This window comes from Streptomyces sp. NPDC127595 (genome assembly GCF_042671685.1).
Classification (GTDB): domain Bacteria; phylum Actinomycetota; class Actinomycetes; order Streptomycetales; family Streptomycetaceae; genus Streptomyces.
Genome location: NZ_JBHXWK010000007.1, coordinates 82,430 through 95,382, shown reverse-complemented (window position 1 = coordinate 95,382; position 12,953 = coordinate 82,430). Strand labels below are relative to the sequence as shown.

13 protein-coding genes are annotated in these 12,953 nt (G+C 70.7%); 7 read left to right on the top strand and 6 right to left on the bottom strand.

Annotated features, from left to right (window positions below; genetic code table 11):
* Positions 1-14: 14 nt before the first annotated feature.
* Positions 15-1,040, bottom strand: a complete 1,026-nt coding sequence (locus tag ACFVKT_RS23110) for a hemin ABC transporter substrate-binding protein (protein ID WP_385734384.1) — start codon at positions 1,038-1,040, stop codon at positions 15-17.
* A gap of 203 nt (positions 1,041-1,243) precedes the next feature.
* On the opposite strand from ACFVKT_RS23110, the gene ACFVKT_RS23105 reads away from it, so the two are divergent.
* The 3 genes from ACFVKT_RS23105 to ACFVKT_RS23095 all read left to right on the top strand — a co-directional run bounded on the left by ACFVKT_RS23105 (position 1,244) and on the right by ACFVKT_RS23095 (position 5,141).
* Positions 1,244-2,677: an HtaA domain-containing protein gene (locus ACFVKT_RS23105; RefSeq protein WP_385734382.1), complete on the top strand. Its 1,434-nt coding sequence runs from the start codon at positions 1,244-1,246 to the stop codon at positions 2,675-2,677.
* A 172-nt stretch (positions 2,678-2,849) separates the two neighbouring features.
* On the top strand, positions 2,850-4,382 hold the full coding sequence (locus ACFVKT_RS23100) for an HtaA domain-containing protein (RefSeq protein WP_385734380.1): 1,533 nt from the start codon (positions 2,850-2,852) through the stop codon (positions 4,380-4,382).
* A 111-nt stretch (positions 4,383-4,493) separates the two neighbouring features.
* A complete protein-coding gene (locus ACFVKT_RS23095) occupies positions 4,494-5,141 on the top strand; it encodes a PhzF family phenazine biosynthesis protein (RefSeq protein ID WP_385734379.1) in 648 nt (215 codons plus the stop codon).
* Between the two features lie 144 nt (positions 5,142-5,285).
* On the opposite strand, the gene ACFVKT_RS23090 is transcribed toward ACFVKT_RS23095, so the two are convergent.
* Together ACFVKT_RS23090 and map are read right to left on the bottom strand one after the other, a co-directional pair.
* Positions 5,286-5,945 carry a heme oxygenase (biliverdin-producing) gene (locus tag ACFVKT_RS23090; protein ID WP_385734377.1) on the bottom strand — a complete coding sequence of 220 codons (660 nt, stop codon included), beginning with the start codon at positions 5,943-5,945 and terminating at the stop codon, positions 5,286-5,288.
* Between the two features lie 230 nt (positions 5,946-6,175).
* Positions 6,176-7,033, bottom strand: a complete 858-nt coding sequence (gene map, locus ACFVKT_RS23085; RefSeq protein WP_385734375.1) for a type I methionyl aminopeptidase — start codon at positions 7,031-7,033, stop codon at positions 6,176-6,178.
* Between the two features lie 58 nt (positions 7,034-7,091).
* On the opposite strand from map, the gene ACFVKT_RS23080 reads away from it, so the two are divergent.
* Positions 7,092-7,328 (top strand): hypothetical protein, encoded by a 237-nt coding sequence (locus ACFVKT_RS23080; RefSeq protein WP_385734373.1) that lies wholly within the window; start codon positions 7,092-7,094, stop codon positions 7,326-7,328.
* A 173-nt stretch (positions 7,329-7,501) separates the two neighbouring features.
* On the opposite strand, the gene ACFVKT_RS23075 is transcribed toward ACFVKT_RS23080, so the two are convergent.
* Both ACFVKT_RS23075 and ACFVKT_RS23070 read right to left on the bottom strand, forming a co-directional pair.
* Entirely contained in the window at positions 7,502-8,830 is a 1,329-nt protein-coding gene (locus ACFVKT_RS23075) for an MFS transporter (RefSeq protein WP_385734371.1), read from the bottom strand.
* 386 nt (positions 8,831-9,216) lie between these two features.
* Positions 9,217-9,819: a hypothetical protein gene (locus tag ACFVKT_RS23070; RefSeq protein ID WP_385734369.1), complete on the bottom strand. Its 603-nt coding sequence runs from the start codon at positions 9,817-9,819 to the stop codon at positions 9,217-9,219.
* 100 nt (positions 9,820-9,919) lie between these two features.
* Here ACFVKT_RS23070 and ACFVKT_RS23065 point away from each other — a divergent pair, with 100 nt between their 5' ends.
* The 3 genes from ACFVKT_RS23065 to ACFVKT_RS23055 are packed head-to-tail and all read left to right on the top strand — an operon-like array spanning position 9,920 to position 12,119.
* Complete coding sequence (locus tag ACFVKT_RS23065; protein ID WP_385734367.1) at positions 9,920-11,080, top strand: exo-alpha-sialidase; 1,161 nt, start codon at positions 9,920-9,922, stop codon at positions 11,078-11,080.
* A 37-nt stretch (positions 11,081-11,117) separates the two neighbouring features.
* Positions 11,118-11,834, top strand: a complete 717-nt coding sequence (npdG, locus tag ACFVKT_RS23060) for an NADPH-dependent F420 reductase (protein ID WP_385734365.1) — start codon at positions 11,118-11,120, stop codon at positions 11,832-11,834.
* A gap of 54 nt (positions 11,835-11,888) precedes the next feature.
* A complete protein-coding gene (locus ACFVKT_RS23055) occupies positions 11,889-12,119 on the top strand; it encodes a hypothetical protein (protein WP_385734363.1) in 231 nt (76 codons plus the stop codon).
* Here ACFVKT_RS23055 and ACFVKT_RS23050 read toward each other — a convergent pair.
* A complete protein-coding gene (locus ACFVKT_RS23050; protein ID WP_385734361.1) occupies positions 12,109-12,909 on the bottom strand; it encodes a site-2 protease family protein in 801 nt (266 codons plus the stop codon). The genes ACFVKT_RS23055 and ACFVKT_RS23050 overlap by 11 nt on opposite strands.
* Between the last annotated feature and the right edge of the window lie 44 nt (positions 12,910-12,953).

Sequence of the window (12,953 nt, the reverse complement as noted above, 5' to 3'; positions counted from 1 at the left end):
CTCCTCGCGCACGCTCACTCGGTGTCCCCGTACAGCTGCTCGACGATCGACTTGAGGACTTCGTCCGTGCGCGGCCCGTAGTTGAGGAGCACCCCGTCCTCGATCGAGACGACCCGGCGTTCCATCCCGGCCGGGGTCTGCGCGACGCCCGGGATCTTGACGAGGCCGTCGATCCCGCCGACCGATTCGAGTCCCTTGGTCATCACGAGGATCGCGTCCGGCGCGGCCTGGGCCAGCGCCTCGGTGGTGATGGTCGTGAAGTCCTTCTCCAGGCCCGACTCGGCGCCCGCGTCCACCGCTCCGGCCGCTTCGAGCAGCGAGGTGGCTCCCGAGCCCTTGCCGCCGATGAGATAGACGGAGGCGGTGCCGCGGAGGTAGAGGAAGGCGACGCGCGGATGCTCCTCGCGGGCCGGAATCGCCTTGCGCACAGCGGCGATCCGGTCCTCCGAGCGCTGGGTGAGCCGCTTCCCGTCGGCCGGTACGCCGAGGGCGTCGGCCACCGCCCGGATGCGCGGGCCGACGTCGTCGAGGCCGAGCGCCGGGTCGACGACGAGGACGGGGATGCCCGCGTCGCGGATCTGCTCCATGGCTTCGGCGGGCCCGGTCGTCGTCTCGGCGAGGACGAGGTCCGGCCTGAGGGAGAGGACGCTTTCCGCCGAGACGTCGTGGTTGCGGGTGACCACCGGCAGCTTCTCCGCCTGCGCGAAGGTGGCGGTGATGTCACGGGCGACGACCCGGTCACCGAGCCCGAGCGTGAAGACGATCTCGCTGAGGCTGCCGGAGAGCGGGACGATCCGGTCGGCGGCCCGGACCGTCACCTTCTTGCCGGCGGACGAGCTGACGGTGACGGGGAGTTGGGGCTTGACGGGATCCGCGAGGGGCTCGACGCGGTCCGCGGTGGCGGAGGCAGAGGCACTGTCGGGCGACTCCGCGCTCTCGGCGGAGCCCCCGCATCCGGTCGCGGCCGTCAGGAGGGCGAGTGCGGAGAGCAGGGCGCCCGCGATTCGTGTGCGCCGACGATGCGCGGTCCCGTCCCTCATCCTCATCCTGGTCCATCCGTCCTCTCGGTCTTCAACCGGGTCGCGATCTTCAACCGGCTCTCGGTCTTTATGCGGTTCTCGGTCGTCATGCGGCTCTCGGTCTTCATCCGGTCTCTTCCGGCACGTGCGGGGCATAGCTTAGGTTAGCCTTGCCTTTCCTCGTCAGAAGTGGCCGGATCCTGCTCCCGTACCGGAGGACAACCATGCCCGTGCGCCTGAGGGCCCTGATCTCCGCGGTCTGTGTGACCGCGCTCGGAGCTCTGCTGGGGGCGCTGCTCCCCGCCACCGCCGCGCACGCCGCCGGCCGCAGCGTGCAGGGCGGCCGGCTCGACTGGGGCATCAAGTCCTCCTTCCAGAGCTATGTCACCGGGCCCATCGCCAAGGGGAGCTACTCCCTCACCGGCGGGGCGGCCACGGTCGGCGGCAGCCAGTTCCGCTTCCACTCGGCGACAGGTACGTACGACGGCGACACCGGTGCCTTCTCCTCCTCCTTCTCCGGCGGGGTCCACTTCGTCGGGCACAAGGAGGACGACGGCACCTACCAGCTCGACCTCGCGATCAGCCGCCCCACCGTCCGTATCTCAGGCGGCAGCGGCACCCTCTACGTCGACATCGTCAGCAAGGCGAAGGACACGGGGGCGGTCACGACGTCCCCGCAGGTGCCCTTCGCTTCCCTCGCCCTCGGTGGCATCGACATGAAGGGCGCCGGCGACGCCGTCCAGCTCAACAACCTTCCCGCCACGCTGACTTCACAGGGTGCGCAGTCCTTCGCCGGGTACTACACGGCCGGCACCGCACTGGACCCGGTGAGCCTGTCCGCGGACGTACAGGCGGCGGCCGAGCCGAAGCCGTCGAGCACTCCAAAGCCGACGCCCTCCAAGTCCGCCGAGAAGAAGGAGACTTCGGGTGCCATCGCGAACGGCGCCGTCGACTGGGGCGTGCGCCGCACCTTCCGCGAGTACGTCACCGGGGACATCGCCCAGGGCAAGTGGACCCTGTCGTCGGGAGCCCAGGACGGCGGCGCGCTCTTCCGCTTCCCGGCCGGCGAGGGGACGTACAAGAAGGAAGCACGCTCGCTGGAGGCGGAGTTCGACGGCGCGGTGCGCTTCACCGGCGAACAGGGTCTCGACCTGATGCTGAGCGGCGTCCGGGTGACCGTCGAGGACGCCAAGGGCACGCTGTACGCCGATGTGGCGGGCGCGGGCTTCAGCGGAAAGAAGGTCGCGCTCGCCACTTTCACGGCGAAGGAGTTCGCCCCGAAGGACGACCTCGTCGAGCTGACCGAGGTACCGACGAAGCTGACCGCCCAGGGCGCCAGGGCGTTCGGCGGGATGTACCAGGCGGGCACGGCGATGGACCCCCTCTCGCTCGCCGTCGCCCTCACCGGCGACGCGGCGCTGCCCGCCCTGCCCGACCTGGGCAGTTCGGCCACCGCGAGCCAATCCCCTTCGGTCCCTCAGACGGCGACCGAAGCCAGGACCGACACGACCGAGGCCGCCGCGAACACCTCCGACGGCGCACCGGTCCTGCCCATCGGCCTGGCGGCCGGCGCGCTGCTGGTGGCGGGCGCGGCCTACGCGTTCGTCGTCCGCACGCGCCGAGTCCGAACGGCCGCCCCAGTCCCCGACGAGGACTGAACTCCCGTGCACCGTCGGCCGGCGAGGACTGAACTCCCGTACACCGTCGGCCGGCGGAGACCGAACTCCCTCACCCCGTCAGCCGCGGTCTCCGGCAAGGACTGAACCCACCTACAACTCCCCTACTCCGTCCGCGACTTGACCGGACCGCCTACCAAGGAGAACCACCACCATGCCCGCCAGAGCACGCCGTCCTCTCGCCCTCGCCGCAGCCGTCGCCACGGCCGCCGCACTGGGCGCCACCGCGCTCGCCACCGCCGGCGCGACCACCGCCGCGGCGGCCGAAACCCCGCTCACCGGCTACGAGTTGACGTGGGGGATCAAGCAGTCGTACCGCACGTATGTGACCGGGATGGCAGCCGGCACCTTTACGCCCGCGGAGGGCGCCACGCAGGCCGCGGACAACGGCGCGTTCACCTTCGTGGACGGCACCGGCACCTACGACACCGAGGCGCACACGGTCGCCCTCGGCTTCAAGGGCAGCCTGAACATCGTCTCCAAGGCGCACGGCTTCGACATCACGCTGTCCGACGTGAAGTTCGACAGTGCCACCACCGAGATCACCGCCGACGTGACGAAGACCACCGCGGCGGGCACGACGACGACGGACGACGCGCCACTTGCCACGGTGACCGTCACCCAGGACATGAAGGACATGGCGACCAAGCTGACGGCGGAGGCGGCGGACGTCCTCGGCAGCCCGAGCTACGAGAACGCGGCCGGGGACCCGTTGACGCTGGTGAAGAAGACGACCCCGACCCCGACGCCTACCGTGACGCCGACTCCGACGGCCACACAGACCACGACGGCCTCGCCCACACAGACCACGAGTCCCTCGGCCACACAGACCACGACGGCCTCGCCCACACAGACCACGAGTCCCTCGCCCTCCGAGAGCTCCGCCACCAAGGGCGAGATCGTCGACGGCACGCTCGGCTGGGGCGTGAAGGAGTCCTTCCGTTCGTACGTCGTAGGAAGCGTCGCCCAGGGCAGCATCACCGCGTCCGGCGGCGCCACCCAGGCCACCGGCAACGGCGTCTTCACCTTCGTGGACGGCACCGGAGCCTACGACACCGACGCCGACACCCTCTCCGCCGCCTTCAAGGGCGCGGTGAACTTCAAGGGCCACGAGACGAACGGCGAGTACGGCCTCGACCTCACCCTCAGCGACCTCAAGACCGAACTCGACGGCGGCTCGGGCGAACTGACCGCCGACGTCGACAGCCTCGGCGAGAAGTCCGAGGACGTCGTCCTCGCGAAGCTCAAGGCCGCGTCGGGTCAACTCACCGTCCAGGAAGGCGTGATCGAGCTCGACGATGTCACGGCCACGCTGACGGACGCCGGCGCGAAGGCGTTCGGCGGGTTCTACACGGCGGGCACCGAGCTGGACCCGGTGGACCTGGCCGTCGCGGTCGACGAGGACGCCCAACTGCCCGACGACGATGACGAGTCGACCACCGGTGGCTCCGGCACCTCGGGTGGATCGGGCACGTCCGGCACCACGGGCGGCACCGGCACGACCGGTTCGACGACAGGTTCCACGACCGGTGGCACGACCGGTTCCACGACCGGCGGCACGACCGGTTCGCTCGCCTCGACCGGCTCGGAGGTTCCGGTCGGCGCACTCGGCGCCGCTTCCGCGGTGATCGTCGCGGCGGGCGCGGGTGTGGTCGTCGCGACGCGCAGGCGGCGTACGGCCTCGTAGTCCGCGTCCGGCGGCACGACCGCCGTTTCGGCCCGCCCCGGCCCTGGCCGCTCTCCGACGGGTTCGTGGACTGGGGCGGGCTCGTTGTGCGAGTGGTGTTTGAATGCCGGAGTGACTGACTACGACGTGCTGCGGGTCTTCTGCGGGCCCGGCGGGCGATACGGCAACGAGCTCGGGGTCCTCCGCGAGGGCTCCTTCATGCCGGACGCCGGGGAACGGCAGGCGTTCGCCGCGAAACTCGGGTTCAGCGAGACCGTGTTCGTGGACGACCCCGAGCGCGGGGTCATCGACATCTACACGCCCACGCTGCGGCTGCCGTTCGCCGGACATCCGTGTGTCGGGACCGGCTGGCTGCTCGATGTGCCCGAACTGGTCACGCCTGCCGGGGTGGTGGGGGTTCGGCTGGACGGTGAGTTCAGCTGGATCGAGGCCCGTCCGGAGTGGCCGGAGCCGCGCACACTGCGCCAGTACGCCACGGCCGACGAGGTGGACGCGCTGCCCGTGCCGCCCGCCGGGGAGTGGATCTACGCCTGGGCGTGGGAGGACGAGGCCGCGGGGCGGGTCCGTGCCCGTGCGTTCCCCGGGCGCGGGGACGGCATCGATGAGGACGAGGCGACGGGGGCGGCGGCCCTTCAGCTGACGGCTCGGCTGGGGCGGGCGCTCAACATCGTCCAGGGGGCCGGGTCTCAGATACTTACGGCGCCGCAGCCGGGGGGATGGGTCGAGGTGGGGGGCCGGGTGCGGTTGATGCGGGGGTGAGGGCGGGTGGGCCCGCGGCGAAGCCGCTGATGGATGCAATTCGCCACCGCCGCCCCTGCACGTCCCTTGTTCCTGGGGGCTCTGCCTCAGACCCCCTCATCGCGCCGAAAGCGCTCGTCCTCAAACGCCGGACGGGCTGGAGCGTCACGCGGTCAGCGGGAACTCCTCCCCCAGGGCATGGAACACCTCGGTGTTCAGGGCGAAAGCCCGCTTGCACTCGGTCACGATCCGCTGCTTCTCCAGGTCGTCGGCGTGGATGGCGTCCAGGAGCTCGCGGTAGGTGCGCTTGAAGGCGGCGGGGTTGGTGATGTCCTCGAAGACGTAGAAGCGCACGCCGTCGCCCTTGCGGGCGAAGCCCCAGGTCTGTTCGGCCTTGCCGCGGATGATCTGGCCGCCGGAGAGGTCGCCGAGGTAGCGGGTGTAGTGGTGGGCGACATAGCCGCCGGGCCAGGTGCGGGCGCACTCGGCGACGCGGGCCGCGTAGGCACGGGTCGCGGACAGGGCGGTGAGGCTCGCGCGCCAGTCGGGGCCCCGGAGGTGGGCGAGGTCGGCCTCCAGCGCGGCGCGGCGCGACAACTCGGGCCGGATGAACGGTCCGGCCACCGGATCGGACGCCAGCTTCCCGGCCTCCGCCTCCAACGCCTCGTACACGAACCACAGTTGCTCGGTGTAGCGCGCGTACGCCTCCACGCCGAGCCTGCCGCCGAGCAGGTCACTCATGAACGTCGAGGTCTCCGCCTCCGTGTGCTGCTCGTGCGAAGCGGTGCGGATGAGCGTCGAGAACGCCGTACCCGACGAGTTCATGGTGGACCTCCGGTGGTGAAGGGGAAGACAGCAGCAGGGTCGATTTTCTATGGTTAGCCTTACCTAAGTCAACCACTTCCCGACGACCTGTCGGTAAAGTTTCCCGACGTACTGTCGGTAAAAACGTACCCCGAATCCCGATCAGACCCACATCCACATGCCACATGGAAAAGCCCGCCCCGGGGAACAGGGCGGGCTGTGAGGCTCGGGAAGTGTCGGCAGATCGGGGGTTACGGAAGCGTGAGGATCTCCGCGCCGCTGCCGGTGACGACGAGCGTGTGCTCGAACTGCGCCGTCCGCCTGCGGTCCTTCGTCACGACCGTCCAGCCGTCGTCCCACATGTCGTACTCGTGCGTGCCGAGCGTGAGCATCGGCTCGATCGTGAAGGTCATCCCGGGCTGGATGACGGTCGTCGCGTGGGGGCTGTCGTAGTGCGGAATGATCAGCCCGGAGTGGAAGGAGGAGTTGATCCCGTGCCCCGTGAAGTCCCGGACCACCCCGTACCCGAACCGCTTCGCGTACGACTCGATGACACGGCCGATGATGTTGATCTGGCGGCCCGGCTTGACCGCCTTGATGGCGCGTTCGAGAGACTCGCGGGTCCGGTCGACGAGCAGCTTGCTCTCCTCGTCGACGTCGCCGACGAGATAGGTGGCGTTGTTGTCGCCGTGGACACCGCCGATGTACGCCGTCACGTCGAGGTTGATGATGTCGCCGTCGCGCAGCACCGTGGAGTCGGGGATGCCGTGGCAGATGACTTCGTTGACCGAGGTGCACAGCGACTTGGGGAATCCGCGGTAGCCCAGGGTCGACGGGTAGGCGCCGTGGTCACACATGTAGGCGTGCGCGACCCGGTCCAGCTCGTCCGTCGTGACGCCCGGCGCGATGAGCTTCGCGGCCTCGGCCATCGCCCGCGCGGCGATCCGCCCGGCGACGCGCATCGCCTCGATCGTCTCGGGCGTCTGCACCTCCGGGCCGGTGTACGGCGTGGGGGCGGGCTTGCCCACGTACTCGGGGCGCCTGATGTTTCCCGGGACGGGACGGGTGGGAGAGAGCTCCCCTGGTACGAGCAGCGACTGGCCAGACATGTCAGCGAGTCTAACCAGCGGGCGTGGGGGACCATGTCCGTGGCGAAAGGAGCCGGTCATGGCCCTCTTCAAGAAGCGCACCGTCGGCAAGCCCGGCGAGTGGTACTACTGCCTGGAACACAAGACCGTCGAGGAAGGCCCCGACTGCCCCGGCAAGGACCGCTTCGGTCCCTACGCCTCCCGGGCCGAGGCCCAGCGCGCGATGGAGATCGCCCGCGAACGCAACCTCGAATGGGAGACGGACCCGAAGTGGCACGACGGGAAGGGTGCGGCGCCCGGCCCTGACGAGGACTGAGCCCATGGGCGGGCTGCGGCCTGCCGGCAGCCTGCGGGATGGGGCGGGACGGCAACCCGCGGCTGCCGATGGTGCTCAGCCCGCCCTGGGGGCCTGCACCTGTCAGCTAGCAGTCATGGGTGGTGCGGGTGGGAAAAGAGCCCGGCCGCAGGCCGGGCTCGCCCCCACCGGCGTCAACCCGACGAAACCCCGCTGACCGCCCGCCGCGCGCCCCGCATCCGCACCGCATGCGGATTCGTCCGTACGTCGTACGTCATCAGCTTCGGGAGGCAGAGGGCGAGGAGCCCGACCGCCCCGACGCAGAGCAGCCCGCCCGCCCAGATCGAGGTCCGGACACTCGTCCACGCCGCCATGCCGCCCGCGCGGACCTGCCCGAGCTGCGGCCCGGCGGAGTAGGACAGCAGCTCGATCCCGGCGAGCCGGCCGCGCAGCTCGTCCGGGATCGTCTGGTTCCACATGGCGGCCCGGAAGATCCCGCTGACCATGTCGAAGGCGCCGCCGAGGACGAGGAAGAGCAGCACCAGCCAGACGTTGCCCACCACACCCGCGGCGGAGATGGCGAATCCCCAGCCGACCGCCGCGAGGACCACCATCCGCCCGTGCCGGTGGATGCCCGAGCTCCACCCGCTGGTGAGGGTCACGAGCAGCGCCCCGGCCGGCAGTGCCGCGTACATCAGCCCCAGCGACCACGGGGCCCCGAGCTCGTCTGCGAGGAAGGGCAGCAGGGCGAGCGGCATCGCGAAGAACATCGCGGCGAGGTCGATGGCGTACGTGCCGAGGAGTTCCTTGCGGCTCCAGGCGTACCGGGCGCCCTCCGCGATCGACCGCAGCGACGGCTTCGCGGCCTCGTGGGCCGCGGGTGACGCCGTCAGTCCGACGACCAGAACCACCGACACCACGAAGGTCGCGAGGTCCACTGCGTACGCCCAGCCGAGCCCGGCGTACGCGACGACGACACCGGCCAGCGCCGGGCCCGCGACGCCGCCGACCGTCCAGCGCAGGGAGTTGAGCGAGGCCGCGGCCGGCAGATGCTCGTGCGCCACGATCCGAGGGATGAGCGACTCCAGCGCGGGGCGCTGGACGGCGCCGAGCGCGGAGCTGAGTCCGGCGACCACGTAAAGCGGCCACACCGTCGGGTGCGGCAGGGTTGCGTTGACGAGCAGCGCGGCGCACAGCACCCCCTGCCCGGCCTCCGTGCAGACGATCAGTTTCCGCTTGTCCAGGGCATCGGCGAGCGCCCCGCCGTACAGCCCGAACACCACCATCGGTACCAGTTCCACGGCCCCGATCGCCCCCACCGCCACCGCGGACCCGGTGAGCTCCTTCATCTGCACCGGCAGCGCGACAAACGTCAGAAAACTCCCGAACGTAGTGATCAGCCCCGCCACCCACACCCGACGGAACTCGGCCGAGGCCCGCCAGGGCGCAAGATCCGGCAACAGCGAACGGAGCCCGGGGGAGCCGGCGGGCGTGGAGGAGGGTGCGGGGTCGTCGTCGGTCACGACGGCCCATGCTGGGCGGAGACTTCAGCAGCAGGCAACTGCTTTTCGGTCCCGAGAGCCCGGCGAGACTGTCCGCCGGAGGCAGGAGTCGGGGGCCAGGTCCGTCCGCCGGAGGCGGGAGCCGGTTCGAGTCGTTCCGGCGGAGGCGGGAGCCGCTTGGGACCAGTCCACCGCAGGCGGGAGACGGTTCGGGCCGGTCCGCCGCAGGCACGAGTCTCTTCGAGTCGTTCCGCCGCAGGCGGGTAGGAATGGCGATTCGGGTGGGTGGGCGGGAAAGGTAGTTCGAGGGTGTCCGCCGCAGGCGGGAGGGCGGGCCGAGTCGGGCGGGTGGGCGGGAAAGGTAGTTCGAGGGTGCCCGCCGCAGGCAGGAAGTCGGGCGGAAGAGGTCACCACCGGGCCGACGGCGGAGCCGTCAACTGATCCGCGAGCCGGGACAGCCGGTCACGAAAGCGGCGCCGCCCCCGCGGCGCGGGCAACACACTCTCCCCAGCCCCCGCACTCACAAGATGCTGCAACGTATCAAGATCCAGCTCAGGATCGACCGGCACAACAAGCGACTCATGAGCCAGCGCAGCCAGCTCCGCACCCCCCGCGGACAGCGCAAGCACAGTCGCCCCGGCCCGCCGCGCATCATGAACCCGCTCCAGCAGCGGCGCCCCCGCCGCACCCGGCGACACCACGAGCAGCGTCTCCCCCCGCCGCGCGGCCTCGATCCGCCCGAGCCCCACCGCCAGGTGAGCCGGATCCGCCCCCCGCGCCGCATGCCGCACCAGCGTCGGCGACAGCTCCGGCGTCCCCGACCACGCCGCCTCGTCGACCAGATGCGCGGCGAGATGCCAGGGCTCGTACTCCTCCGTACCCACCAGCAGCAACCCGCCCCCGTACGACACCACGGACCCCCGCAGCACCCCCGCGAACCGCCGCGTGGCCCCCAACCACTCGGTCCCGGCGAGCACTTCGCGCAGCAATGCGACCCGTACGGCATCCATAGGGACGCATCCTGCCGCAACCGGCCACCCGTGACACGGAGTTCAGCCCGAATTAGCCCAAGTTGGGCAATGGACCGAATCAACGGGTAAGAAGAGACGCATGACAAGCACCGAGGACACAGAGGTCACCGCTGACACCGAAGCTGCCGAAGCGACCGAAGCGACCGAAGTCACCGAAGCTCCCGACGACATCGAGACCTCCGTCCCCTTCGAGGCAGGCCAGGACGGCTACGCCAGCTTCCGTATCCCGGCCGTCGTCGCCACCGCCGGCGGGACCCTGCTCGCGTTCTGCGAGGGGAGGGTCGGCTCCCGGGAGGACCACGGGAACATCGCCATCGTGCTGAAGCGGTCCACGGACGGCGGCCGCACCTGGGGACCGCTCGAGGTCGCCGCCGAGAACGGCGAGCACCTCGCGGGCAACCCGGCCCCCATCGTCCTCGACAGCGGCCGCGTCCTGCTCGTCCACATCCGCAACGCCGCCGAGGCCACCGAGGCCGCGATCCGCCGCGGCGAGGTGTCCGCCGCCGACGGCCGCCGCGTCTGGGTCCAGCACAGTGACGACGAGGGCCTCACCTGGTCGAACCTCACGGACATCACGGCGCAGACCAAGAGGGAGACCTGGCGGTGGTACGCCACCACGCCGGGCCACGCCCTCCAGTTGACCTCCGGCCGGGTCGTCGTCCCCGCCAACCACTCCCTCCCGCCGAAGGGCACGGACACCGGCACCGAGGGCAGGTACGACGGCGGCCACTGCCTGCTGAGCGACGACGAAGGCCTGACCTGGCGCATCGGGTACGTCGACGACAACACCAGTGGCTACATCAACGCCAACGAGACCACCGCCGCCGAACTCCCCGACGGACGCGTCTACTTCAACACCCGCAACGACTCACCCGCCCCCGGCACCCGCGCCGACGCCTACTCCCGCGACGGCGGCGAGACCCTGGTCAAACCCTTCCGCCCGCAGGCGGGCCTCACCGCTCCCGTCGTCCAGGCCAGCGTCCTCCAGCTCCGCGACCCCGACCTGCTCCTCCACTCCGGCCCCGCCGCCCCCGGCTACCGCGCCCTGATGACCGTCCGCGCCTCCACCGACGACGGTGTCACCTGGCGCCCCGCGCACACGGTCGACGGACTGCCCGCCGCGTACTCCGATCTCGTCCGCGTCGACGCCGGAACCGTCGGACTCCTCTATGAGACGGGCGACTTCGGCCCGTACGAGACGATCACCTTCCGCCGCATCCCCGTGACGGCCCTCACCTGACCCCCACGCCCGGGATCCGCGCACGTAAAGTCGGCCCATGACCTCTACTGACAACGCACCGAACGCCGCCCAGAAGGCCCCCGCCAAGGACCCCTGGGACCTCCCCGACGTGTCCGGGCTCGTCGTGGGCGTACTCGGCGGCACCGGGCCCCAGGGCAAGGGGCTGGCCTACCGCCTCGCCCAGGCGGGGCAGAAGGTGATCATCGGCTCGCGCGCCGCGGACCGCGCGCGGAGCGCCGCCGCGGAACTCGGCTACGGCGTCGAGGGCGCCGACAACGCCGAGTGCGCGCGGCGCAGCGACATCGTGATCGTCGCCGTGCCGTGGGACGGACACGGCAAGACCCTGGAGTCCCTGCGCGAGGAACTGGCCGGCAAGCTCGTCGTCGACTGCGTCAATCCGCTCGGCTTCGACAAGAAGGGCGCGTACGCGCTGAAGCCGGAGGAGGGCAGCGCCGCCGAGCAGGCCGCCGCCCTGCTGCCGGACTCGCGGGTCACCGCGGCCTTCCACCACCTCTCGGCCGTCCTCCTCCAGGACCCGGAGATCGCGGAGATCGACACCGACGTGATGGTCCTCGGCGAGGAGCGCGCGGACGTCGAGATCGTGCAGGCGCTCGCCGGACGCATCCCCGGCATGCGCGGCGTCTTCTCCGGGCGGCTGCGCAACGCCCACCAGGTCGAGTCCCTGGTCGCCAACCTGATCTCGGTGAACCGGCGCTACAAGGCCCACGCGGGCCTGCGGGTGACGGACGTATAAGTCGCGTGGGGGACACTGGTGCCAAGCAGTGTCCCCCCGACAGGAGCCGATCCCATGCCCCGCCTGGCCCTCTACGCCGTCCTCGTCTGCATCCTCGCCGTCGCCGCGGCCGTGGTCTCCTTCGTCCAGGGCAGCCTGCTGGGGATCGTGTGGGTGCTGCTGGCCGGACTGTCGTCGAACATGGCGTGGTACTACCTGCGGCGCGGCAGGATGCGTACGGGAACGGGAACGGGAACGGGACCGGGAACGGGACCGGGACCGGGCTCGGGCTCGGTCACTGAGTGACGGTGCAGTACTCGTTGACGTTGCCCCAGAAGCGGTACAGGTTCTGACCGCAGTAGCGCTCGACGTCGTCGATGCCCAGGCCGCCGAGGATCCAGTAGATCGCGTCGAAGAACGCGGTGTTCACCGACGGGATCCACAGCACCGCGAACACGGCGAGCAGGCCGAACGGTGCGAAGGGCTCGACCTGGCGGCGGATGCCGTACGACAGCCAGGGCTCGATGACGCCGTAGCCGTCGAGGCCCGGCACCGGCAGGAAGTTCAGGATCGCGGCCGTGATCTGGAGCATCGCGAGGAACGCCAGCGCGTAGCGGAACGGGTCCGGCACCCCGTCCAGGGCGCCCAGCCAGAACGGCGCCGTGCAGACGATCGCGAAGAGGACGTTGGTCAGCGGGCCCGCCGCCGAGATCAGACTGTGCTTCCAGCGGCCCCGGATCCTGCTCCGGTCGATGAAGACCGCACCGCCTGGCAGACCGATCCCGCCCATGATCACGAAGAGGACCGGCAGCACGATGCTGAGGAGCGCGTGCGTGTAGGCGAGCGGGTTGAGCGTCAGATAACCCTTCGCGCCGATCGAGATGTCCCCGCTGTGCAGGGCGGTGCGCGCGTGGGCGTACTCGTGCAGACAGAGCGAGACGATCCACGCGGACGTCACGAACAGGAACACGGCCAGACCTGGCTGCTCGGCGAACCCGGTCCAGGTCGCCCAGCCGGTCACCGCCGTCACGGCCACGATCCCGATGAAGACGGGGCTGATCCTCCGGTCACTGCGCCGGGAGGCTGTGGTGGTCATGGAGTGGGGCTCCTGGGGTGGGGTGGGGGGTGTGCGGTCGACCG

What these genes read in the sequence shown, in the direction of transcription:
- ACFVKT_RS23110 (WP_385734384.1), bottom strand. Translation starts at nt 1,040, where the DNA reads ATGAGGGACGGGACCGCGCATCGTCGGCGCACACGAATCGCGGGCGCC.
- ACFVKT_RS23105 (WP_385734382.1), top strand. Translation starts at nt 1,244, where the DNA reads ATGCCCGTGCGCCTGAGGGCCCTGATCTCCGCGGTCTGTGTGACCGCG.
- ACFVKT_RS23100 (WP_385734380.1), top strand. Translation starts at nt 2,850, where the DNA reads ATGCCCGCCAGAGCACGCCGTCCTCTCGCCCTCGCCGCAGCCGTCGCC.
- ACFVKT_RS23090 (WP_385734377.1), bottom strand. Translation starts at nt 5,945, where the DNA reads ATGAACTCGTCGGGTACGGCGTTCTCGACGCTCATCCGCACCGCTTCG.
- map (WP_385734375.1), bottom strand. Translation starts at nt 7,033, where the DNA reads ATGTCTGGCCAGTCGCTGCTCGTACCAGGGGAGCTCTCTCCCACCCGT.
- ACFVKT_RS23080 (WP_385734373.1), top strand. Translation starts at nt 7,092, where the DNA reads ATGGCCCTCTTCAAGAAGCGCACCGTCGGCAAGCCCGGCGAGTGGTAC.
- ACFVKT_RS23070 (WP_385734369.1), bottom strand. Translation starts at nt 9,819, where the DNA reads ATGGATGCCGTACGGGTCGCATTGCTGCGCGAAGTGCTCGCCGGGACC.
- ACFVKT_RS23065 (WP_385734367.1), top strand. Translation starts at nt 9,920, where the DNA reads ATGACAAGCACCGAGGACACAGAGGTCACCGCTGACACCGAAGCTGCC.
- npdG (WP_385734365.1), top strand. Translation starts at nt 11,118, where the DNA reads ATGACCTCTACTGACAACGCACCGAACGCCGCCCAGAAGGCCCCCGCC.
- ACFVKT_RS23055 (WP_385734363.1), top strand. Translation starts at nt 11,889, where the DNA reads ATGCCCCGCCTGGCCCTCTACGCCGTCCTCGTCTGCATCCTCGCCGTC.
- ACFVKT_RS23050 (WP_385734361.1), bottom strand. Translation starts at nt 12,909, where the DNA reads ATGACCACCACAGCCTCCCGGCGCAGTGACCGGAGGATCAGCCCCGTC.